The organism is Thauera chlorobenzoica, from assembly GCF_001922305.1.
GTDB lineage: Bacteria > Pseudomonadota > Gammaproteobacteria > Burkholderiales > Rhodocyclaceae > Thauera > Thauera chlorobenzoica.
Genome location: NZ_CP018839.1, coordinates 3,149,536 through 3,169,481, shown reverse-complemented (window position 1 = coordinate 3,169,481; position 19,946 = coordinate 3,149,536). Strand labels below are relative to the sequence as shown.

Sequence of the window (19,946 nt, the reverse complement as noted above, 5' to 3'; positions counted from 1 at the left end):
CGGTCGGCGACAGCTCGGCAAGCGGCGCCCGAGGGCGGAACCTGCCCCGTCGCGGCTGCCGGACCCGCCCCCGCAGGGCGGGGACGGGCGCGCGCCGTGCTCAGCCGCAGTGGCCGCCGCTGCAGCAGTTGCCGGCCGGCACCGGATTGAGCTTGGGGGAGGACACCCCGGCCCAGCGCGACAGCTCGGCGCGGTTCGGGTAACGACCGGCGAGCATCATTTCGCCGTCGACCAGGATCAGGGGCAGGGCGTCCTCGCCGGAGCGCTCGAGGAAGGCCTTGACCACCGCGTTGGCGGCGAAAGCCTGGGGGTCCATGGCGAGGTTGAAGCGTTCGATGGCGATGCCTTCTTCCTTGGCCCAGTCGAGGTCGGCGGCGGCCTTGGCGAACATCGGATCGACGTCGGTGCCGCAGACGCCGGTGGGGCAGCACAGCGCGGGGTCGAAGATCTGGATGGTGCTCATGTTGCGGTTCTCCTGTGGAAGCTGCGTGGGTGCCATCCAGGGGGCCTGCATGGCGGGGTTGAAAGCTTGCCGCGCTATTTTGCCGGTACGAGGGTGCCGATGTGCGCGAGTTCGTGCCGGAACCGTTGCGGATCCCGTGCGGCAAGGTCGGCCGGCAGGGCGAGGAAGGCTTCGATGCGGTGGCGCAGGATGCGGTAGGCGGATTCGAACGCGGCGTCGATTTCGGCCGTCGTGCCGGTGGCCCTGGCCGGGTCGTCCACGCCCCAGTGGGCGCGCGGCACCGGGGCCAGATAAACCGGGCAGCTTTCGCCGGCGGCGCTGGCGCAGACGGTGATGACCACGTCGGGCGTGGCGGGGAGCTCGTTCCATGACTTGCTGCGGCAGCCCGCGGTGGGGATTCCTTCGCGGGCGAGCAGCGCCAGTGAATGCGGGTGGACGTAGCCGGCAGGCTGGCTGCCGGCGCTCATCGCCCGCAGCGGGGCGGGCGCCAGAGCATTGAACGTGGCTTCGGCAAGGATGGAGCGGCAGGAATTGCCGGTACACAAGAAAAGGACGTTCATGGGTGATCGGATTCTTCGGCAGGGCAGTCGAGCGGGGGGAGCAGGGCGGCGAGGCCGGGCTGGCTCCGGCGGAAGTCGGCGCACTCGTGCGGACGTCCTGCGCAGCAATTTTCGGTGAGGTAGGCGATGACCTCGAGCATCGTCTCGATGTTGGCGCGGTAGCGCTGGAAGCGCCCTTCCTGCGCCACGTTCAGAAGCCCGGACTGGGTCAGGTTCTTGAGGTGGAACGAGAGATTGGTCGGCGGGATGTCGAGTGTGGCGGCAATTTCACCTGCAACCATACCCTGGCGTCCGGCGACCACGAGGCAGCGGTAGACGTCGAGGCGGATGCCGGACGACAGGGCTTCGAAGACCTGCAGGGCGCTTCGTTTCTCCATCTGGATCTTTTTGATAGTACAAATATTGTTGAACGGTTCAGATGCTAATCCGACTTCGAGTCCAGTGCAAGCTCGTGGCACCCGTCTTGCTGGTGCGGAGCGGCGGATCCGATTTGCGAGGCATGCCTTGCCGTCCTATAATCCATCGGTTTAGCTTGTAGATAAGCGCGCCACATGATCAGACTCGTCGCCGGCAACTGGAAGATGAATGGCAGTCTTGTCGCCAATCGTGTCCTGCTCGATCAGCTCGAGGCAAGCCCGGGGGTGGAAGTCGCCGTGTGCGTCCCCTACCCGTATCTCGCCCAGCTGCAGCAGCGACCGGGCGGACTGGCGCTCGGTGCGCAGGACGTCAGCGAGTATGCCGCCGGGGCCTATACCGGAGAGGTAAGCGCGTCGATGCTGGCCGAATTCGGTTGCCGCTATGTCATCGTCGGTCATTCCGAGCGCCGGGCGCTGTTCGGTGAGCAGGACGTCACCGTCGGGCGCAAGGCGCGTGCGGCGCTGGCGGCAGGCGTGGTGCCGATCGTCTGTGTGGGCGAAACCCTCGCCGAGCGTGACGCCGGGCGGGTGATGGCGGTGATCGGTCGTCAGCTCGCAGCGGTGCTCGAAGTGCTCGGGGTGGCGGCGATGGCCTCGGTGGTGCTGGCGTACGAGCCGGTATGGGCGATCGGCAGCGGATCCTCGGCCAGTGCCGAGCAGGTGGCCGAAGTGCATGGCGGTATCCGCGCCTGGCTGGTGGCGCATGGGGTCGAAGCGGAGTCGGTGCGGATCCTCTATGGCGGCAGCGTCAAGCCCGGGAATGCGCGCGAGATCTTCGCGGTGGCGGATGTCGATGGCGGCCTGATTGGCGGGGCATCGCTGGTGGCGGTTGATTTCATGGCGATCTGCGGCGCAGCGGCAGATCCGGCTTGATGGGTTGTTTAATCGTTTGGTTTTTTCAAGGTTAGTGATGGGCGACTATCTTTTTTCCCTGGTGCTCACTGTCCATGTGCTGGTCGGTCTGGCAGTCATTGGGCTCGTTCTTGTGCAGCACGGCAAAGGTGCCGATATGGGGGCGGCATTCGGCAGCGGATCGTCGGGCAGCCTGTTCGGTTCGTCCGGGTCGGCGAACTTCCTGAGCCGTACCACTGCGGTGCTGGCGACGGCGTTTTTCATCACCAGCCTGGGGCTGAGCTATCTTGCCAGCAACAAGCCGGCCGCGCCTTCCAGCGTCATGGAAGGGGTGCAGGGCGCGCCCGCGAGCGAGCCGATCCCGGTTGCTCCGGGGGCTCCGGCCGACACCTCTCCGGCGCAGTCGATTCCCAAATAATTATCCTTGCGAGTCTTTGCGCACTGCGTAAAAACCCGTATAATTCTTTGGCTTTCTGAACGAAGCGCCGACGTGGTGAAATTGGTAGACACGCTATCTTGAGGGGGTAGTGGCGAAAGCCGTATGAGTTCGAGTCTCATCGTCGGCACCATATTCCGGAAACGCCCGCATTTGCGGGCGTTTCCATGCAGAGCAGCCAAAACAATAATTGCAGCGCATCGTTGACGCTGTCGAACGCAATGGGGGTTTCTGAACATGCTGGAAAATTATTTTCCCGTATTGGTGTTCATTCTCGTTGGACTTGGTTTCGGGCTTGCTCCTGTCATTCTTGGGCGACTTCTCGCGCCCTATCGCCCTGACGGCGAAAAGCTCTCTCCCTACGAATGCGGCTTCGAGGCGTTTGAAGACGCCCGCATGAAGTTCGACGTTCGCTATTACCTGATCGCCATTCTCTTCATCCTGTTCGATCTCGAAATCGCCTTCCTCTTTCCCTGGGCGACGGTCTTTCAGGAATTCATTGCCGCCGGCGAGCTGGCCTGGTTCGTGTTCGGCTCGGTGATGGTCTTTCTCACGGTTCTGGTCATCGGGTACATCGTCGAGTGGAAAAACGGCGCACTCGACTGGGAGTAATGCATGAGCATTGAGGGCGTCTTCCGCGAGGGGTTTGTTACCACCTCGCTCGATGCGGTCATCAATTGGACGCGCACCGGTTCGTTGTGGCCGATGACCTTCGGTCTGGCCTGTTGTGCGGTGGAAATGATTCATGCGGGCTGTTCGCGCTATGACCTCGACCGCTTCGGCGTCGTGTTCCGGCCCAGTCCGCGCCAGTCCGATCTGATGATCGTGGCCGGTACGCTGTGCAACAAGATGGCGCCGGCGCTGCGCAAGGTCTATGACCAGATGTCGGAGCCGCGCTGGGTCATTTCCATGGGGTCGTGCGCCAATGGTGGCGGCTACTATCACTATTCCTACTCGGTGGTGCGTGGCTGCGACCGGATCGTGCCGGTCGACGTCTATGTGCCGGGCTGTCCGCCGACGGCCGAGGCGCTGATCTACGGCATTCTGCAGCTCCAGAACAAGATCAAGCGCACCAACACGATTGCGCGCTGAAGGGTGTCCCAGACATGAGTGCCAAACTTGAACGCCTGAGCCAGGCCTTGCGCGATGTATTCGGCGACCGCATCCGGTCGCTGGTGCTCGACCGCGGCGAGCTCACGATCGAAGTCGCCGCCACCGAATATCTGCGCATCGCGCGCAAGCTGCGCGATCATGACGACTTGCGCTTCGATCAGCTGATCGACATTTCGGGGCTCGATTATTCCACTTATGGCAATGCCGCCTGGGAAGGCCGGCGTTTCGCTTCCGTGGCTCACCTGACTTCGGTCAGGCACAACTGGCGATTGCGTGTACGGGTGTTCGCCGAGGACGACGATTTCCCGGTAGTCGATTCGGTCGTCGATGTGTGGCCGAGCGCCAACTGGTTCGAGCGCGAGTCCTTTGATCTGTACGGCATCATGTACGCCGGCCATCCCGACCTGCGCCGCATCCTCACCGACTACGGTTTCGTCGGTCATCCGTTCCGCAAGGACTTCCCGGTGTCGGGCTACGTCGAAATGCGTTACGACCCGGAACAGGGCAGGGTCGTCTATCAGCCGGTGACCATCGAGCCGCGCGAGAACACGCCGCGCATCGTGCGCGAAGAGAACTACGGGGACGTCGGCCATGGCTGAGATCCGCAATTACACGATCAACTTCGGCCCGCAGCATCCTTCCGCCCACGGCGTCCTGCGCCTGGTGCTGGAGCTGGATGGCGAAGTCGTCGAGCGTGCCGATCCGCACATCGGCCTGCTGCACCGCGGCACCGAAAAGCTGGCCGAGACCCGCACCTGGGTCCAGTCGGTGCCCTACATGGACCGCCTCGACTACGTCTCGATGATGTGCAACGAGCATGCCTACTGCATGGCGATCGAGAAGCTGCTCGGCGTTCAGGTGCCGGAGCGCGCCCAGTACATCCGCGTCATGTTCGACGAGGTCACGCGGATCCTGAACCACCTGCTTAACATCGGCACCCACGCGCTCGACATCGGTGCGATGACGATGGTGCTGTACACCTTCCGCGAGCGCGAAGACCTGATGGACGTCTACGAGGCGGTGTCCGGCGCGCGCATGCATGCAGCCTACTACCGGCCGGGCGGCGTTTATCGCGACCTGCCGGACCGGATGCCGAAGTACGAGGTCAACAAGTTCAAGAACGAGAAGACGGTCCGCGAGCTCAATGCCAGCCGCGAAGGCTCGCTGCTCGATTTCCTGGAAGACTTCACCGACCGCTTCCCGACCTACTGCGACGAATACGAGACCCTGCTCACCGACAACCGGATCTGGAAGCAGCGCACCGTCGGCATCGGCGTCGTTTCGCCGGAGCAGGCACTGGCGTGGGGCTTCACCGGGCCGATGCTGCGCGGTTCGGGCATCGCCTGGGATCTGCGCAAGAAGCAGCCCTATGAAGTCTACGACCGCATGGACTTCGACATCCCGATCGGCAAGAACGGCGACTGCTACGACCGTTACCTGTGCCGCATGGAAGAGATGCGCCAGTCGAACCGCATCATCCGCCAGTGCATCGACTGGCTGCGCAAGAATCCCGGGCCGGTGATCACCGACAACCACAAGGTCGCCCCGCCCGCGCGTGCGGACATGAAGTCGAACATGGAAGAGCTGATCCACCACTTCAAGCTCTTTTCCGAAGGCATGCACGTGCCGAAAGGCGAAGTCTATGCCGCGATCGAGCACCCGAAGGGCGAGTTCGGCGTCTATGCCGTCTCCGATGGGGCCAACAAGCCGTATCGCCTGAAGCTGCGCGCACCGGGCTTTGCCCACCTCGCGGCGATGGACGAACTGGCCCGCGGCCACATGATCGCCGACGTGGTCGCGATCATCGGCACGATGGACGTGGTGTTCGGCGAAATCGACCGGTAAGCGGGCGCGCGGCACGCGTCCGCGCGAAGGGAATCGGCGCCCGCGGGCGCCACGGTATCAAACAAGAATCGGCAGGCTATCCGGAAGATCAAGACGACATGCTGAGCCAGGAATCGCTGCAACAGATCGATCGAGAGATCGCAAAATATCCGCCCGATCAGAAGCAGTCCGCGGTGATGTCCGCGCTGCGGATCGCCCAGGTCGAAAAGGGCTGGCTGCCGAAGGAACTGATCGAGTTCGTGGCCGATTACCTCGACATGCCGGCGATCGCCGCCTACGAGGTGGCGAGCTTCTACAACATGTACGACCTCGAGCCGGTCGGGCGGCACAAGATCACCGTGTGCACCAACCTGCCCTGTGCGCTGTCCGGCGGCGTCCATGCCGCCGACTACCTCAAGCACAAGCTCGGCATCGACTTCAACGAGACCACGCCCGACGGCAAGTTCACGCTGAAGGAAGGCGAGTGCATGGGCGCCTGTGGCGACGCCCCGGTGCTGCTGGTGAATAACCATCACATGTGCAGCTGGATGACCACCGAGAGGATCGACCAGATTCTGGCCGAGCTGGACAAGAAATGAGCACGCAAGGAATGATCCTCGCCGGCTGTGACGGCGACCGCACCTGGCGGCTCCAGGACTACCTCGCCCGCGGCGGCTATTCGGCGCTGAAGAAGATCATCGCCGAAAATATTTCCCAGGACGCGATCATCACCGAGCTGAAGACCTCGGTGCTGCGCGGTCGCGGCGGGGCGGGCTTCCCGACCGGACTGAAGTGGAGCTTCATGCCGCGCTCCTTTCCCGGCGACAAGTACCTCGCCTGCAACTCGGACGAGGGCGAGCCGGGGACCTTCAAGGACCGCGACATCCTGCGCTACAACCCGCACAGCGTCATCGAGGGCATGGTGATCGCGGCCTATGCGATGGGCGCGGCGCGCGGCTACAACTACATCCACGGCGAGATCTTCGAGGTTTATCAGCGTTTCGAAGAGGCGCTTGCCGAAGCGCGCGCTGCCGGGCTGATCGGGCAGAACATCCTTGGCTCGGAGTTCTCCTTCGAACTCTTCGCCCATCACGGTTACGGCGCCTACATCTGCGGCGAGGAAACCGCGCTGCTCGAATCGATCGAGGGCAAGAAGGGACAGCCGCGCTTCAAGCCGCCGTTCCCGGCGAGCTACGGCCTGTACGGCAAGCCGACCACGATCAACAACACCGAGACCTTCGCTTCCGTTCCGTTCATCCTCAACATGGGCGGCGAGACCTTCCTCGAGCTCGGTAAGCCCAACAACGGCGGGATGAAGCTGTTCTCGATCTCGGGCCACGTCAATCGCCCCGGCAACTACGAGATCCCGCTCGGCACGCCGTTCGCCGAACTGCTCGAGATGGCCGGTGGGGTGCGCGGCGGGCGCAAGCTGAAGGCGGTCATTCCCGGCGGCTCGTCGTCGCCGGTGCTGCCGGGCAGCGTGATGATGGACTGCACGATGGACTACGACTCGATCTCCAAGGCGGGGTCGATGCTCGGCTCGGGCGCGGTGATCGTCATGGACGAGAGCACCTGCATGGTGAAGGCGCTCGAGCGGCTGTCGTATTTCTACTTCGAGGAGTCCTGCGGCCAATGCACGCCGTGCCGCGAGGGCACCGGCTGGCTGTACCGCGTGGTGCATCGCATCGAGCACGGTCTCGGCCGCCCGGACGACCTCGATCTGCTCAATTCGGTCACCGGCAACATCATGGGTCGCACCATCTGCGCGCTGGGCGACGCCGCCTCGATGCCGGTACAGAGCTTCATCAAGCACTTCGGTGCCGAATTCGAATACCACATCGAAAACAAGAAATGCCTCGTGCCGCCCGAAGTGCAGCACGCCGGCAGCCAAATCTACGTGAGCCCCTCATGCTAGAGATCGAAATCGACGGCAAGCAGGTCCAGGTCAATGACGGCAGCACCGTGATGGATGCGGCCGTGGTGGCCGGGGCCTACATCCCGCACTTCTGCTACCACAAGAAGCTGTCCATCGCCGCCAGCTGCCGGATGTGCCTGGTCCAGGTCGAGAAGGCGCCCAAGCCGCTGCCCGCCTGTGCCACGCCGGTGACCAACGGCATGAAGGTGTGGACCCACTCCGAGCAGGCGGTGAAGGCGCAGAAGGGAGTGATGGAGTTCCTCCTCATCAACCACCCGCTCGACTGCCCGATCTGCGACCAGGGCGGCGAATGCCAGCTCCAGGATCTGGCCGTCGGTTACGGTTCTTCCGCTTCGCGCTACCAGGAAGAAAAGCGCGTCGTGTTCAACAAGAACCTCGGCGCCCTCGTCTCCACCGACATGACGCGCTGCATCAACTGCACGCGCTGCGTCCGCTTCACCACCGAAATCGCCGGCGAGATGGAAATGGGCCAGGCCTTCCGCGGCGAGCACGCAGAGATCATGCCCTTCATCGAGCGTACGATCGACACCGAACTGTCGGGCAACATCATCGACCTCTGCCCGGTCGGCGCCCTGACCTCGAAGCCGTTCCGCTTCGCCGCCCGCACCTGGGAGCTGTCGCGACGCAAGTCGGTGAGCCCGCACGATGCGCTCGGCGCGAACCTGATCGTCCAGACCAAGCACGACACCGTCAAGCGCGTGCTGCCGCTGGAAAACGAAGAACTCAACGAATGCTGGCTGTCGGACAAGGACCGCTTTTCCTATGAAGCGCTCGCCAGCGAGCAGCGCCTGACCACGCCGATGATCAAGCAGGGCGGGCAGTGGAAGGCGGTCGACTGGCAGGTTGCGCTCGAATTCGCCGCCACCGGGCTGCGCGGGATCGCCAAGGATCACGGCGCGGCCGCCCTCGGCGCGCTCGCCTCGCCGCATTCGACGGTCGAAGAGCTCTACCTGCTGCAGAAGCTGATGCGCGGGCTGGGCAGCGAGAACGTCGATTTCCGCCTGCGCCAGGCCGACTTCCGCGCCGACGGCAAAAGGGCCGGGGCCCCCTGGCTGGGGATGCCGGTCGCCGGCGTCGCTGATCTCAACCGCCTGCTGGTGATCGGCAGCTTCCTGCGCAAGGATGCGCCGCTGCTCGCCCAGCGCGTGCGCCAGGCGGCGAAGAAGGGGCTGCACGTCAGCGCCGTCGGCCCGAATGCCGAAGAGTGGCTGATTCCGGTCCGGAACCGGGCGCTGGTCGCGCCCTCGGCAATGGTCGCCACGCTCGCCCAGGTGGTGGTCGCGCTGGCACGCGAAAAGGGGGCCGAAGTCAGTCCCGCGCTGCTGGGCAAATTGCCCGACACGGTCGCCGACGAAGCCCTTGCGATCGCGCAAAGCCTCGCCAGCGGACGCAAGGTCGCGGTGTGGCTGGGCAGCCTCGCCGCCCACCATGGCCGTGCCAGCGAACTGCAGATGCTCGCGCAGGAGATCGCCCGCCTCACCGCTGGCAGCTTCGGCTTCATCGGCGAGGCCGCCAACAGCGTCGGCGGCTATCTGGCCGGTGCGGTGCCGGGAGCGGACGGCCTCGATGCCGCGGCGATGATCGAGCAGCCGCGCAAGGCCTATGTGGTGCTCGGCGCCGAACCCGATCTGGATTTCGCCAACCCCGCGGCGACGATGGCGGCGATGAGCTCGGCGCAGCTGGTGGTGGGCCTGTCGGCCTTCGATTCCCCCGCGCTGCGCGCGGTCGCCGACGTGCTGCTGCCGATCGCGCCCTTCAGCGAAACTTCCGGCACCTTCGTCAACTGCGAAGGCCGCGCCCAGAGCTTCACCGCGGTGGCGCGCCCGCTGGGCGACGTCCGTCCGGGCTGGAAGGTGCTGCGCGTGCTCGGCAACCTGCTGTCGCTCGAAGGCTTCGGCTACGACGATTCCGAAGCGGTTCGCGCCCAGGCGCTGCCGGCCGATCTCGCCGCGGCGCTCGACAACGGCATCGAAGGGGTGGTGGTGTCCTCCGCCAGCGCGGCGGCGAACGCCCTCGAGCGCGTTGCCGACGTGCCGATCTATTTTGCCGATGCCCTCGTGCGTCGTGCTCCTTCGCTGCAGAAGACGCGCGATGCCGCGGCGCCGGTGGCGCGCATCGCCCCGGCGACGCTTGCCGCGCTCGGGCTCGCGGCCGGGCAGAAGATTCGTGTTGTCCAGGGAGGAGGGGGCGCGGAACTGACCGTTCAGGCGGATGCGGGCCTCGCCGCCGGCTGCGTGCGCGTGGCCGCAGCGCACTCCTCGACCGCTGCGCTCGGCGCGATGAGCGGTGAACTCAGCGTGGAGCGTGTCTGATGGAAGCGATGCTGCAACCTGTCGCCGAATTTTTCGGCCCTGCCTGGACTGCGGTGTGGACGCTGGCGAAGATCGTCGCGATCATCGCTCCGCTGATGATCTGCGTGGCCTATCTGACGCTTGCCGAGCGCAAGGTGATCGGCTACATGCAGGTCCGTATCGGCCCCAACCGCGTCGGTCCCAAGGGCCTGCTGCAGCCGATCGCCGACGGCATGAAGCTGCTGTTCAAGGAAATCATCGTTCCCAGCGGGGCGAGCAAGGGGTTGTTCATCCTTGGTCCGATCCTCGCCATCGCGCCTTCGCTGGCGGCCTGGGCGGTGGTCCCCTTCGATGACGGTCTGGTGCTGGCCAACGTCAATGCCGGCCTGCTGTTCCTGCTCGCGATCACCTCGATGGAAGTCTATGGGGTGATCGTCGCCGGCTGGGCGTCGAACTCGAAATACCCCTTCCTCGGTGCGATGCGCGCTGCGGCGCAGATGGTGTCCTACGAAGTGTCGATGGGCTTCGCCCTGATCTGCGTGCTGCTGATCTCGGCCAGCCTCAACCTCACCGACATCGTCACTTCGCAGGGCCAGGGCCGCTTCCACGACATGGGCCTGTCCTTCCTGTCGTGGAACTGGCTGCCGCTGCTGCCGATGTTCGTGGTGTACGTGATCTCGGGCATCGCCGAGACCAACCGCGCCCCGTTCGACGTCGTCGAAGGCGAAGCCGAAGTCGTCGCCGGTCACATGGTCGAGTACTCGGGCATGACCTTCGCGCTGTTCTTCCTCGCCGAGTACGCGAACATGATCCTGGTGTCGATCCTGACCTCGATCCTGTTCCTCGGCGGCTGGCTGTCGCCGGTCGGCTTCCTGCCCGACGGCTTCCACTGGCTGGCATTGAAGACCGCGTTCATCCTGCTGCTGTTCCTGTGGGCGCGTGCCACCTTCCCGCGCTTCCGCTACGACCACATCATGCGCCTGGGGTGGAAGGTGTTCATCCCGGTGACCCTGGTGTGGGTGTTTGTAGTGGCGGTGTGGATGATGTCGCCGCTGTCGATCTGGAGTTGAGAAGACCATGGGTGCCAAGGATTACATCGGCAGTCTGTTCCTGAAGGAACTCGTCAAGGGCATGGCCCTGACCGGCCGGCATTTCTTCCAGCGCAAGATCACCGTCCTGTATCCGGAAGAAAAGACCCCGCAGAGCAACCGCTTCCGCGGCCTGCACGCACTGCGCCGTTACCCGAACGGTGAAGAGCGCTGTATCGCGTGCAAGCTGTGCGAGGCGATCTGCCCGGCGATGGCGATCACCATCGAGTCGGAGCAGCGCGAGGACGGCTCGCGCCGCACCACGCGCTACGACATCGACCTCACCAAGTGCATCTTCTGCGGTTTCTGCGAGGAGGCCTGTCCGGTCGATGCCATCGTCGAGACGAGAGTGCTGGAATATCACGGCGAACGGCGTGGCGACCTCTACTACACCAAGCAGATGCTGCTGGCCGTAGGGGAACGCAACGAGGCCCAGATCGCGGCCGACCGCGAGCAGGACGCAAAGTACCGCTAAGGGGAGGGCGCCCGGGCGCCATTCAGGAACATGGAATTCAAGACCTTCGTCTTCTACTTTCTCGCCGCGATCATGGTGCTCGCGGCGCTGAGGGTGATCACCGTCCGGAACCCGGTGCACGCCGCGCTGTTCCTGGTGCTGACCTTTTTCAACGCCGGCGGCCTGTGGCTGCTGCTGCAGGCCGAGTTTCTCGCCGTCACCCTGGTGATGGTGTACGTCGGCGCAGTGATGGTGCTGTTCCTGTTCGTGGTGATGATGCTCGACATCAATCTCGACCGTCTGCGCGAAGGCTTCTGGAGCTATCTGCCGGTCGGCGCGCTGGTCGGCATCCTGATGCTGATCGAGATGATCCTGGTGCTCGGCGGCCCGTACTTCGGCCTCGAAGCGATGCCGGCTCCGCCCGCCGCGGGCGAGACCTACAGCAACACCCGCGAACTCGGACGCGTGCTCTACACCGACTACGTGTATCCGTTCGAGCTCGCCTCGCTGGTGCTGCTGGTGGCGATGGTCGCTGCGGTGGCGCTGACGCTGCGCAAGCGCAAGGGGCTCAAGGCCATCGATCCGTCGAAGCAGGTCGCGGTGAAGCGCGAAGGCCGCGTCGAGCTGGTGAAGATGCAGCCCGAGAAACAAGACTGACACTGCACGCGAACAAGAACCGCGCCGGTCATGCGCCGGCGCGATCAGGGAGTCACAGATGCTTTCGCTTTCCCATTTCCTCATCCTGGGCGCGATCCTGTTCGCGATCAGCGTGGTCGGGATCTTCCTCAACCGGAAGAACCTGATCGTGCTGCTGATGGCCATCGAGCTGATGCTGCTGTCGGTCAACATGAACTTCGTCGCCTTCTCGCACTATCTGGGCGACATCGCCGGCCAGGTTTTCGTTTTCTTCATCCTCACCGTCGCAGCGGCCGAGTCCGCGATCGGCCTGGCGATCCTGATCGTCATGTTCCGCAACATGCGCACGATCCATGTGGATGATCTGGACAGCCTCAAGGGTTAAGGAAGCGTCACGATGACGGACATGCAGACACTTTATCTTCTCGTGCCGCTGGCGCCGCTCGCCGGGGCGATTCTGGCCGGTCTGTTCGGCAAGACCATCGGCCGTGCCGGCGCGCACACCGCCACCATCCTGGGGGTGGCGATCGCCTTCGCCCTGTCGGTGGTGATCTACCAGGACGTGGCCGCGGGCAACACCTTCAACGGCACGCTCTACACCTGGATGGTCGCCGGCGGCATCACCTTCGAGGTCGGCTTCCTGATCGACTCGCTGACCGTGATGATGATGCTGGTGGTGACCTTCGTGTCGCTGATGGTGCACATCTACACCATCGGCTACATGGCCGAAGACCCCGGCTACCAGCGCTTCTTCAGCTACATCTCGCTGTTTACCTTCTCGATGCTGATGCTGGTGATGTCCAACAACTTCCTCCAGCTGTTCTTCGGCTGGGAAGCGGTGGGCCTCGTCTCCTACCTCCTGATCGGCTTCTGGTACGACCGCCCGACGGCGATCTATGCCAACCTGAAGGCCTTCCTGGTCAACCGCGTCGGCGACTTCGGCTTCCTCCTCGGCATCGGCCTGATCGTCGCCTACACCGGCAGCCTCAACTACGCCGAAGTGTTCGCCCAGGCGCAGGAACTGTCGGTCACCGAGATGGCCGTCACCGGCTGGCCGCTGATCACCGCGATCTGCATCTGCCTGTTCATCGGCGCGATGGGCAAGTCCGCCCAGGTGCCGCTGCACGTCTGGCTGCCGGACTCGATGGAAGGCCCGACCCCGATCTCGGCGCTGATCCACGCCGCGACCATGGTCACCGCCGGCATCTTCATGGTGGCGCGGATGTCGCCGCTGTTCGAACTGTCCGACGCGGCGCTGTCCTTCGTCCTGGTGATCGGCGCCACCACCGCGCTGTTCATGGGCTTTCTCGGCATCGTCCAGAACGACATCAAGCGCGTCGTCGCCTACTCGACGCTGTCCCAGCTCGGCTACATGACCGTGGCCCTGGGCGTGTCGGCCTACTCGGCGGCGGTGTTCCACCTGATGACCCACGCCTTCTTCAAGGCCCTGCTGTTCCTCGGCGCCGGCTCGGTGATCATCGGCATGCACCACGACCAGGACATGCGCAACATGGGCGGGCTGTGGAAGTACATGCCGGTCACCTGGCTCACCTCGCTGCTCGGTTCGCTGGCCCTGATCGGCTTCCCCTTCTTTGCCGGCTTCTACTCCAAGGACTCGATCATCGAGGCGGTCCATGCGTCGACCATCCCCGGCGCCGGCTATGCCCTGTTCTGCGTCCTGCTGGGGGTGTTCGTCACCGCCTTCTACTCGTTCCGCATGTACTTCCTGGTCTTCCACGGCAAGGAGCGCTTCGGCAACGCGCACGGGCATCACGACCACCACGGCGATCACGACGACGAGGAACCTTCGGCCGACCATCACCATGGCCTCGCGCCGGGGCAGAAGCCGCACGAGTCGCCCTGGGTGGTGACGCTGCCGCTGGCCCTGCTCGCCATCCCCTCGGTGCTGATCGGCTTCTTCACCATCGAGCCGATGCTGTTCGGCGAATGGTTCAAGGGCGTGATCTTCGTCGGCGACAACCACGTCGGCCTGAAGGAGCTCGAAGCGGCCTTCCATGGTCCGGTGGCGATGGCGGTGCACGGCCTGCAGACCGCGCCGTTCTGGCTGGCGATGGGCGGGGTGGTGCTGGCCTGGTTCTTCTACCTGGTCCGTCCGGACATTCCGGCCGCGATCCAGCGCATCTTCAAGCCGATCCACAGCCTGCTCGAGAACAAGTACTTCTTCGACCGTTTCAACGAGATCGTCTTCGCCGGCGGCGCCCGCGTGCTCGGCAAGGGACTGTGGAAAGCCGGCGATCAGGGCCTGATCGATGGCATCGCGGTCAATGGCTCGGCAAGGCTGGTGGGCTGGGTCGCGCAGATGTCGCGCCTGTTCCAGACCGGCCACCTGTACCAGTACGCCTTCATGATGATCATCGGCGTGTTCGTGCTCCTCACCTACTGGTTCAACCGTGGCTGAGATGGGTGCGCAGTGTGCACGCAGGAACGGAAACACATAACAAGATCGAACGCGCCCTCTCTGGCGCACTGAACGGAAAGCAACGATGACGGACATTCCTCTCCTCAGTCTGGCGATCTGGGTGCCGATTTTCGGCGGCCTGCTGGTGCTGGCCACCGGCTCGGATCGCAATGCCCCGCTGGCGCGGATGCTCGCCTTCGCGGTCGCGGTGGCTGGCTTTGTCGTGACCATTCCGCTCTACACCGGCTTCGATGCCAGCACCAGCGCGATGCAGTTCAGCGAACTGATGCCGTGGGTGCCGCGCTTCAACATCAACTACCACCTCGGCGTCGATGGTCTGTCGGTGCTGTTCGTGATCCTCAACGCCTTCATCACCATCCTCGTGGTGATGGCGGGCTGGCAGGTGATCCAGGACAAGGTCGCGCAGTACATGGCGGGCTTCCTGATCATGTCGGGGCTGATGAACGGCATCTTCTCGGCGCTCGACGGCGTGCTGTTCTACGTCTTCTTCGAAGCTTCGCTGATTCCGCTGTACCTGATCATCGGCATCTGGGGCGGCGCCAACCGCGTCTATGCGGCGATCAAGTTCTTCCTCTACACCCTGCTCGGCTCGCTGCTGATGCTGATCGCGCTGCTCTACCTGTTCATGGAGTCCGGCGGCAGCTTCAGCATTCTCGACTGGCATCAGGTGCCGCTGGCGATCGAGCCGCAGGTGCTGATCTTCCTCGCCTTCCTGATCGCCTTCGGAGTCAAGGTGCCGATGTGGCCGGTGCATACCTGGCTGCCCGATGCCCACGTCGAGGCGCCCACCGGCGGTTCGGTGGTGCTGGCGGCGATCGCGCTCAAGCTCGGCGCCTACGGCTTCCTGCGCTTCTCGCTGCCGATCGTGCCCGATGCCGCGCAGCAGATGGCGCCGCTGGTGATCACCCTGTCGCTGATCGCGGTGGTCTACATCGGCTTTGTCGCCCTGGTCCAGGCCGACATGAAGAAGCTCGTCGCCTATTCGTCGATCTCGCACATGGGTTTCGTCACCCTGGGCTTCTTCATCTTCAATCCGCTCGGCCTCGAAGGCGCGCTGGTGCAGATGATTTCCCACGGTTTCGTCTCGGGCGCGATGTTCCTGTGCATCGGCGTGCTCTACGACCGCATGCACTCGCGCCAGATCGCCGACTACGGCGGGGTGGTGCACACGATGCCGAAGTTCGCCGCCTTCTTCATGCTGTTCGCGATGGCCAACTCCGGTCTGCCGGCCACCTCCGGCTTCGTCGGTGAATTCATGGTGGTGCTCGGCGCGGTCCAGTTCAACTTCTGGATCGGCTTCACTGCCGCGATCACCCTGATTCTCGGTGCGGCCTATTCGCTGTGGATGTACAAGCGCGTCGTCTTCGGCAAGATCGCCAACCAGCATGTGGCCGAGCTGACCGACATCAACGGGCGTGAATTCGCCTTCCTCGCGATCCTGGCATTCTGTGTGCTGGCGATGGGCCTGTATCCCTTCCCTTTCACCGAAGTGATGCACGCCTCGGTCAACGAACTCCTGCGGCATGTTGCCGTGAGCAAGCTCTGAGCGCCCCGAGCGTTCGAGAGACACTTAACGGACTGGTCAGAAGATGAATTTCGTCGTCCCCGACTTCTACCCCGCAGCGGCCGAAATCTTCGTCGCCGTGATGGCCCTGGTGATCATGCTGGCGAGCACCTTCGCGCGCGGCATTGCGCGCGGGCTCGCCTACCACCTCACTCAATTCACCCTGATCGCGGCCGCCTTCATCACCATCTTCACGATGGAAGGCGAGGTGGTCTACACCTTCAGCAACCTCTTCATCAGCGACCTGCTGGGCGACTTCCTGAAGCTGATGATCTACTTCTCCACCGCGATTGCGCTGCTCTACGGCCGCGGCTATCTGGCCGACCGCAAGCTCGACAAGCCCGAGTACTACCTGCTCGCGCTGCTGATGACGCTGGGCATGATGGTGATGGTCACCGCCAACCACATGCTGCCGATGTACATCGGCCTCGAGATGATGTCGCTCGCGCTGTACACGATGGTCGCCTTCGACCGCGACTCCCCGCGCTCGACCGAAGCCGCGATGAAGTATTTCGTGCTCGGCGCGCTGGCCTCCGGCCTGCTCCTCTACGGCATGTCGATGGTCTATGGCGCGACCGGCACGCTGGAGTTCTCCGCCATCGCCCAGGCGATCTACAACCAGTCGGCGAACCAGACCGTGCTGATGTTCGGTCTCGTCTTCCTCGTCGCCGGGATCTGCTTCAAGCTCGGCGTCGTGCCCTTCCACATGTGGGTGCCCGACGTCTATCAGGGCGCCCCGACCGCGGTCACCCTGGTGATCGCCACCGCGCCCAAGCTGGCGGCGTTCGCGATGGCGGTGCGCCTGCTGATCTGGGCCCTGTTCGACCTTGCCGAAGAGTGGCAGGTGATGCTGATGCTGGTTGCCGTGGCTTCGATCGTGCTCGGCAATCTGGCCGCGATCGCGCAGCAGAACATCAAGCGCATGCTCGCCTACTCGGGCATCTCGCACATGGGCTTCATGCTGCTGGGTCTGCTCGCCGGCGTCGTCGAGGGCGACCGTCACTTCGCCCTCAATGCCTACAGCTCGGCGATGTTCTACGCCGTGTCCTACGTGATCATGAGCCTGGCCTCGTTCGGCATGCTGATCCTGCTCTCGCGCGCCGGCTTCGAAGCCGAGAACATCGACGACTTCAAGGGCCTCAACAAGCGCAGCTCGTGGTACGCGCTGATGATGTTGTTCGTGATGTTCTCGATGGCCGGGGTGCCGTTCTTCATCGGCTTCTTCGCCAAACTGTCGGTGTTGCAGGCGGTGGTCGCGGCCGGTTACCTGTGGCTGGCCGTGGTCGCGGTGGTGATGTCGGTGATCGGCGCCTTCTACTACCTGCGCGTGGTCAAGGTGATGTACTTTGACGAACCGGTCGATGCCTCGCCGATCCGCGCTCCGGCCGAAGTGCGCGTGATGCTGTCGGCCAATGGCCTGGCGATCGCCGCCCTCGGGCTCGCGCCGCAGATGCTGATGTCGCTGTGTGCTTACGCCCTGCTGGGCTCGCTGTAAGAAGCTGGACCGGCGCGCCGCGCTGCCCACCCGCTGTGGCGCTCCTCGCCCGCCGTCGCCGGTGGCGCGGGAGGCGCGGGTCGGCTAGGATCGGAACATGAGCGCCCCCGACCTTGACGATCCCCTGCACGAATGCGAGCTGGCCACCGAGTGCGTGTTCGATGGTGCGCTGCTTCATGTCCGCCGCGACCGCGTCCGCCTGCCCGATGGGGGCAATGGCGTGCGCGAGTACATCCGCCACCCCGGCGCCGTCGTCGTCGTCGCCTTGCGCGACGACGGCACGCTGGTGTTCGAACGCCAGTACCGCTATCCGCTGCGCCGGGCCTTTCTCGAACTGCCCGCCGGCAAGATCGATGCGAACGAGGCTCCCCTTGCCTGCGCGGTGCGCGAGCTGCGTGAAGAAACCGGCTACCGGGCGGCCCGCTGGCATCATGTCGGGGTAATGCACCCCTGCATCGGCTATTCCGATGAGCGCATCGAGATCTTCTACGCCACTCACCTGGAGCAGGTCGGCCACGCCTGGGACGAGGGCGAATTCCTCGAACTACTCCACCTCCCGGTCGCCGAGGTCGAAGCCCGGATCCATGGCGGCGAGATCACCGACGCCAAGACGATCACCGCTTTCTTTCGCGCCCTGCCGCTGATCCGCGGGACGCAATGACTACGCCTGTCGCGATCGCCGCCGTGCCCGCGCAAGCGGGGCGTCGCGTCGCTGCCGCGCAATAATCGAGATCCCAGGATGAATGCAAGCGCCCATTCCCCCGTCACCATCGCCGTCGCCCAGCTCAATCTCACCGTCGGCGATCTCGTCGGCAACGCCGACCGGATCATCGCCGCGGTCGCCGAGGCGCGCGCCGCGGGTGCCGACATCGTGCTCACTCCCGAGCTCGCGCTGTCCGGCTATCCGCCCGAAGACCTGCTGCTGCGGCCCGACTTCTACCGCGCCTGCGCCCGTGAAGTACAGCGCATCGCCGACGCCGCCCCCGATCTCACCGTGGTCCTCGGCCATCCGGCCGAGGCCGGCGGCTTGCGCTACAACACCGCTTCGGTGCTGCGCGGGCGCGGCGTGCTCGCGAGCTACCACAAGAACCTGCTGCCCAACTACGAAGTCTTCGACGAGGAACGCTACTTCGAGGCCGGTGCCGCACCCTGCGTGTTCGAATGCAAGGGCGTGCGCTTCGGCATCAACATCTGCGCCGACGTCTGGGAGCCGGGGCCGGCACGCGCGGCACAGGCGGCGGGCGCGCAGGTGCTGCTCGCGCTCAACGCCTCGCCCTATCACATGAACAAGCAGGCGCTGCGCCTGCAGGTGCTGGGCGCGCGCGTGACCGAAACCCGGCTCCCGGTGCTGTACTGCAACATGGTGGGCGGCCAGGACGAGCTGGTTTTTGACGGCGCCTCCTTCGCCCTAGATGGCGATGGCTCCCTGGCCTACCAGGCGGGCACGTTCGCTGAACGCCTCGACGTACTGCGCTGGGAAGACGGGCGCTGGCAGAGCACGGTGCGGATTCCGCCGCGCCCGCTCGAAGCCGAGGTGTATGCGGCGCTGACGACCGGCGTGCGCGACTACCTGGGCAAGAACCGCTTCCCATCGGCGATCATCGGCCTGTCCGGAGGCATCGACTCGGCGCTGACCCTGGCCGTCGCCGTCGACGCCCTGGGCGCGGAGCGGGTGCGCGCGGTGATGATGCCTTCGCCCTACACCGCGCAGATGAGCCTGGACGACTCGCGCGAAATGGTGCGCCGGCTCGGTGTGCGCTACGACGAAATCCCGATCGAACCGGCGATGAAGGTGTTCGCTGAGCTGCTCGCGCCGCAATTCGCCGGTCTGCCCGCCGACACCACCGAAGAAAACCTGCAGAGCCGCATCCGCGGCATGATCCTGATGGCGCTATCGAACAAGACCGGCGCGATCGTCCTCACCACCGGCAACAAGAGCGAGATGGCCACCGGCTACGCCACCCTCTACGGCGACATGGCCGGCGGCTTCGCGGTGCTGAAGGATCTGTACAAGACTTTCGTGTTCCGCCTGTCGAACTGGCGCAACACGGTCGATCCGGTGATCCCGCAGAACATCATCGACCGTCCGCCTTCGGCCGAGCTCAAGCCCGACCAGAAGGACCAGGACAGCCTGCCCCCCTACGAAGTGCTCGATGCGATCATCGAAGCCTACATGGAGCGCGACGAATCCCCGCGCGAGATCATCGCCGCTGGCTACCCCGAGGCCGAGGTCCGGCGCACGGTGGCGATGCTCAAGCGCAACGAATACAAGCGCCGCCAGTCCCCGGTCGGCATTCGCGTCACCCCGCGCGGCTTCGGTCGGGACTGGCGCTACCCGATCACGTCGCGCTACCAGGACGAGTTCTGAAACATCCGAC

Annotated in this window: 21 protein-coding genes and 1 tRNA gene; 19 read left to right on the top strand and 3 right to left on the bottom strand. The window is 64.5% G+C overall.

What is annotated here, in order from left to right:
• Window positions 1-100: 100 nt before the first annotated feature.
• The 3 genes from arsD to Tchl_RS14765 form a co-directional block, all read right to left on the bottom strand.
• Window positions 101-463 carry an arsenite efflux transporter metallochaperone ArsD gene (gene arsD, locus Tchl_RS14775; RefSeq protein ID WP_075149066.1) on the bottom strand — a complete coding sequence of 121 codons (363 nt, stop codon included), beginning with the start codon at window positions 461-463 and terminating at the stop codon, window positions 101-103.
• A 74-nt stretch (window positions 464-537) separates the two neighbouring features.
• The gene (locus tag Tchl_RS14770; RefSeq protein WP_075149065.1) at window positions 538-1,023 is read right to left on the bottom strand and encodes an arsenate reductase ArsC; all 486 of its coding nucleotides are present in this window, start codon (window positions 1,021-1,023) and stop codon (window positions 538-540) included.
• On the bottom strand, window positions 1,020-1,400 hold the full coding sequence (locus tag Tchl_RS14765) for an ArsR/SmtB family transcription factor (protein ID WP_075149064.1): 381 nt from the start codon (window positions 1,398-1,400) through the stop codon (window positions 1,020-1,022). The genes Tchl_RS14770 and Tchl_RS14765 overlap by 4 nt, the downstream gene beginning before the upstream one ends.
• Before the next feature lie 174 nt (window positions 1,401-1,574).
• Between Tchl_RS14765 and tpiA the strand changes: the two genes are divergently transcribed.
• The 19 genes from tpiA (at window position 1,575) to Tchl_RS14670 (ending at window position 19,936) form a co-directional block, all read left to right on the top strand.
• Complete coding sequence (tpiA, locus tag Tchl_RS14760) at window positions 1,575-2,312, top strand: triose-phosphate isomerase (protein WP_075149063.1); 738 nt, start codon at window positions 1,575-1,577, stop codon at window positions 2,310-2,312.
• Window positions 2,313-2,349: 37 nt separating this feature from the next.
• Entirely contained in the window at window positions 2,350-2,709 is a 360-nt protein-coding gene (secG, locus tag Tchl_RS14755) for a preprotein translocase subunit SecG (protein WP_075149753.1), read from the top strand.
• Between the two features lie 66 nt (window positions 2,710-2,775).
• Window positions 2,776-2,860, top strand: a tRNA-Leu gene (locus Tchl_RS14750).
• Between the two features lie 104 nt (window positions 2,861-2,964).
• Entirely contained in the window at window positions 2,965-3,339 is a 375-nt protein-coding gene (gene ndhC, locus Tchl_RS14745) for an NADH-quinone oxidoreductase subunit A (protein ID WP_075149062.1), read from the top strand.
• A 3-nt stretch (window positions 3,340-3,342) separates the two neighbouring features.
• A complete protein-coding gene (locus Tchl_RS14740; RefSeq protein ID WP_002926530.1) occupies window positions 3,343-3,819 on the top strand; it encodes a NuoB/complex I 20 kDa subunit family protein in 477 nt (158 codons plus the stop codon).
• Between the two features lie 14 nt (window positions 3,820-3,833).
• Window positions 3,834-4,439: an NADH-quinone oxidoreductase subunit C gene (locus tag Tchl_RS14735; protein WP_075149061.1), complete on the top strand. Its 606-nt coding sequence runs from the start codon at window positions 3,834-3,836 to the stop codon at window positions 4,437-4,439.
• Window positions 4,432-5,685: an NADH-quinone oxidoreductase subunit D gene (locus Tchl_RS14730; RefSeq protein WP_075149060.1), complete on the top strand. Its 1,254-nt coding sequence runs from the start codon at window positions 4,432-4,434 to the stop codon at window positions 5,683-5,685. The genes Tchl_RS14735 and Tchl_RS14730 overlap by 8 nt, the downstream gene beginning before the upstream one ends.
• 98 nt (window positions 5,686-5,783) lie before the next feature.
• Window positions 5,784-6,263: an NADH-quinone oxidoreductase subunit NuoE gene (nuoE, locus tag Tchl_RS14725; RefSeq protein ID WP_075149059.1), complete on the top strand. Its 480-nt coding sequence runs from the start codon at window positions 5,784-5,786 to the stop codon at window positions 6,261-6,263.
• 11 nt (window positions 6,264-6,274) lie between these two features.
• Entirely contained in the window at window positions 6,275-7,579 is a 1,305-nt protein-coding gene (gene nuoF / locus Tchl_RS14720; protein ID WP_075149058.1) for an NADH-quinone oxidoreductase subunit NuoF, read from the top strand.
• Entirely contained in the window at window positions 7,573-9,912 is a 2,340-nt protein-coding gene (gene nuoG, locus Tchl_RS14715) for an NADH-quinone oxidoreductase subunit NuoG (protein WP_075149057.1), read from the top strand. The genes nuoF and nuoG overlap by 7 nt, the downstream gene beginning before the upstream one ends.
• The gene (nuoH, locus tag Tchl_RS14710) at window positions 9,912-10,961 is read left to right on the top strand and encodes an NADH-quinone oxidoreductase subunit NuoH (protein WP_075149056.1); all 1,050 of its coding nucleotides are present in this window, start codon (window positions 9,912-9,914) and stop codon (window positions 10,959-10,961) included. The genes nuoG and nuoH overlap by 1 nt, the downstream gene beginning before the upstream one ends.
• Before the next feature lie 7 nt (window positions 10,962-10,968).
• Complete coding sequence (nuoI, locus tag Tchl_RS14705) at window positions 10,969-11,454, top strand: NADH-quinone oxidoreductase subunit NuoI (protein WP_075149055.1); 486 nt, start codon at window positions 10,969-10,971, stop codon at window positions 11,452-11,454.
• Between the two features lie 30 nt (window positions 11,455-11,484).
• A complete protein-coding gene (locus Tchl_RS14700; protein WP_075149054.1) occupies window positions 11,485-12,090 on the top strand; it encodes an NADH-quinone oxidoreductase subunit J in 606 nt (201 codons plus the stop codon).
• 58 nt (window positions 12,091-12,148) lie between these two features.
• Entirely contained in the window at window positions 12,149-12,454 is a 306-nt protein-coding gene (gene nuoK / locus Tchl_RS14695) for an NADH-quinone oxidoreductase subunit NuoK (RefSeq protein ID WP_004304479.1), read from the top strand.
• Window positions 12,455-12,466: 12 nt separating this feature from the next.
• On the top strand, window positions 12,467-14,488 hold the full coding sequence (gene nuoL / locus Tchl_RS14690; protein ID WP_075149053.1) for an NADH-quinone oxidoreductase subunit L: 2,022 nt from the start codon (window positions 12,467-12,469) through the stop codon (window positions 14,486-14,488).
• An 85-nt stretch (window positions 14,489-14,573) separates the two neighbouring features.
• Window positions 14,574-16,055, top strand: coding sequence for an NADH-quinone oxidoreductase subunit M (locus Tchl_RS14685; RefSeq protein WP_075149052.1), 1,482 nt, complete (start codon window positions 14,574-14,576; stop codon window positions 16,053-16,055).
• A gap of 43 nt (window positions 16,056-16,098) precedes the next feature.
• A complete protein-coding gene (nuoN, locus tag Tchl_RS14680) occupies window positions 16,099-17,568 on the top strand; it encodes an NADH-quinone oxidoreductase subunit NuoN (protein WP_075149051.1) in 1,470 nt (489 codons plus the stop codon).
• Window positions 17,569-17,665: 97 nt separating this feature from the next.
• Complete coding sequence (locus Tchl_RS14675) at window positions 17,666-18,229, top strand: NUDIX domain-containing protein (protein WP_075149050.1); 564 nt, start codon at window positions 17,666-17,668, stop codon at window positions 18,227-18,229.
• Between the two features lie 78 nt (window positions 18,230-18,307).
• The gene (locus tag Tchl_RS14670) at window positions 18,308-19,936 is read left to right on the top strand and encodes an NAD+ synthase (RefSeq protein WP_075149049.1); all 1,629 of its coding nucleotides are present in this window, start codon (window positions 18,308-18,310) and stop codon (window positions 19,934-19,936) included.
• Window positions 19,937-19,946: the final 10 nt, after the last annotated feature.

Coding starts and splice junctions, on each gene's coding strand:
- arsD (WP_075149066.1), bottom strand. CDS start 463: ATGAGCACCATCCAGATCTTCGACCCCGCGCTGTGCTGCCCCACCGGC.
- Tchl_RS14770 (WP_075149065.1), bottom strand. CDS start 1,023: ATGAACGTCCTTTTCTTGTGTACCGGCAATTCCTGCCGCTCCATCCTT.
- Tchl_RS14765 (WP_075149064.1), bottom strand. CDS start 1,400: ATGGAGAAACGAAGCGCCCTGCAGGTCTTCGAAGCCCTGTCGTCCGGC.
- tpiA (WP_075149063.1), top strand. CDS start 1,575: ATGATCAGACTCGTCGCCGGCAACTGGAAGATGAATGGCAGTCTTGTC.
- secG (WP_075149753.1), top strand. CDS start 2,350: ATGGGCGACTATCTTTTTTCCCTGGTGCTCACTGTCCATGTGCTGGTC.
- ndhC (WP_075149062.1), top strand. CDS start 2,965: ATGCTGGAAAATTATTTTCCCGTATTGGTGTTCATTCTCGTTGGACTT.
- Tchl_RS14740 (WP_002926530.1), top strand. CDS start 3,343: ATGAGCATTGAGGGCGTCTTCCGCGAGGGGTTTGTTACCACCTCGCTC.
- Tchl_RS14735 (WP_075149061.1), top strand. CDS start 3,834: ATGAGTGCCAAACTTGAACGCCTGAGCCAGGCCTTGCGCGATGTATTC.
- Tchl_RS14730 (WP_075149060.1), top strand. CDS start 4,432: ATGGCTGAGATCCGCAATTACACGATCAACTTCGGCCCGCAGCATCCT.
- nuoE (WP_075149059.1), top strand. CDS start 5,784: ATGCTGAGCCAGGAATCGCTGCAACAGATCGATCGAGAGATCGCAAAA.
- nuoF (WP_075149058.1), top strand. CDS start 6,275: ATGATCCTCGCCGGCTGTGACGGCGACCGCACCTGGCGGCTCCAGGAC.
- nuoG (WP_075149057.1), top strand. CDS start 7,573: ATGCTAGAGATCGAAATCGACGGCAAGCAGGTCCAGGTCAATGACGGC.
- nuoH (WP_075149056.1), top strand. CDS start 9,912: ATGGAAGCGATGCTGCAACCTGTCGCCGAATTTTTCGGCCCTGCCTGG.
- nuoI (WP_075149055.1), top strand. CDS start 10,969: ATGGGTGCCAAGGATTACATCGGCAGTCTGTTCCTGAAGGAACTCGTC.
- Tchl_RS14700 (WP_075149054.1), top strand. CDS start 11,485: ATGGAATTCAAGACCTTCGTCTTCTACTTTCTCGCCGCGATCATGGTG.
- nuoK (WP_004304479.1), top strand. CDS start 12,149: ATGCTTTCGCTTTCCCATTTCCTCATCCTGGGCGCGATCCTGTTCGCG.
- nuoL (WP_075149053.1), top strand. CDS start 12,467: ATGACGGACATGCAGACACTTTATCTTCTCGTGCCGCTGGCGCCGCTC.
- Tchl_RS14685 (WP_075149052.1), top strand. CDS start 14,574: ATGACGGACATTCCTCTCCTCAGTCTGGCGATCTGGGTGCCGATTTTC.
- nuoN (WP_075149051.1), top strand. CDS start 16,099: ATGAATTTCGTCGTCCCCGACTTCTACCCCGCAGCGGCCGAAATCTTC.
- Tchl_RS14675 (WP_075149050.1), top strand. CDS start 17,666: ATGAGCGCCCCCGACCTTGACGATCCCCTGCACGAATGCGAGCTGGCC.
- Tchl_RS14670 (WP_075149049.1), top strand. CDS start 18,308: ATGAATGCAAGCGCCCATTCCCCCGTCACCATCGCCGTCGCCCAGCTC.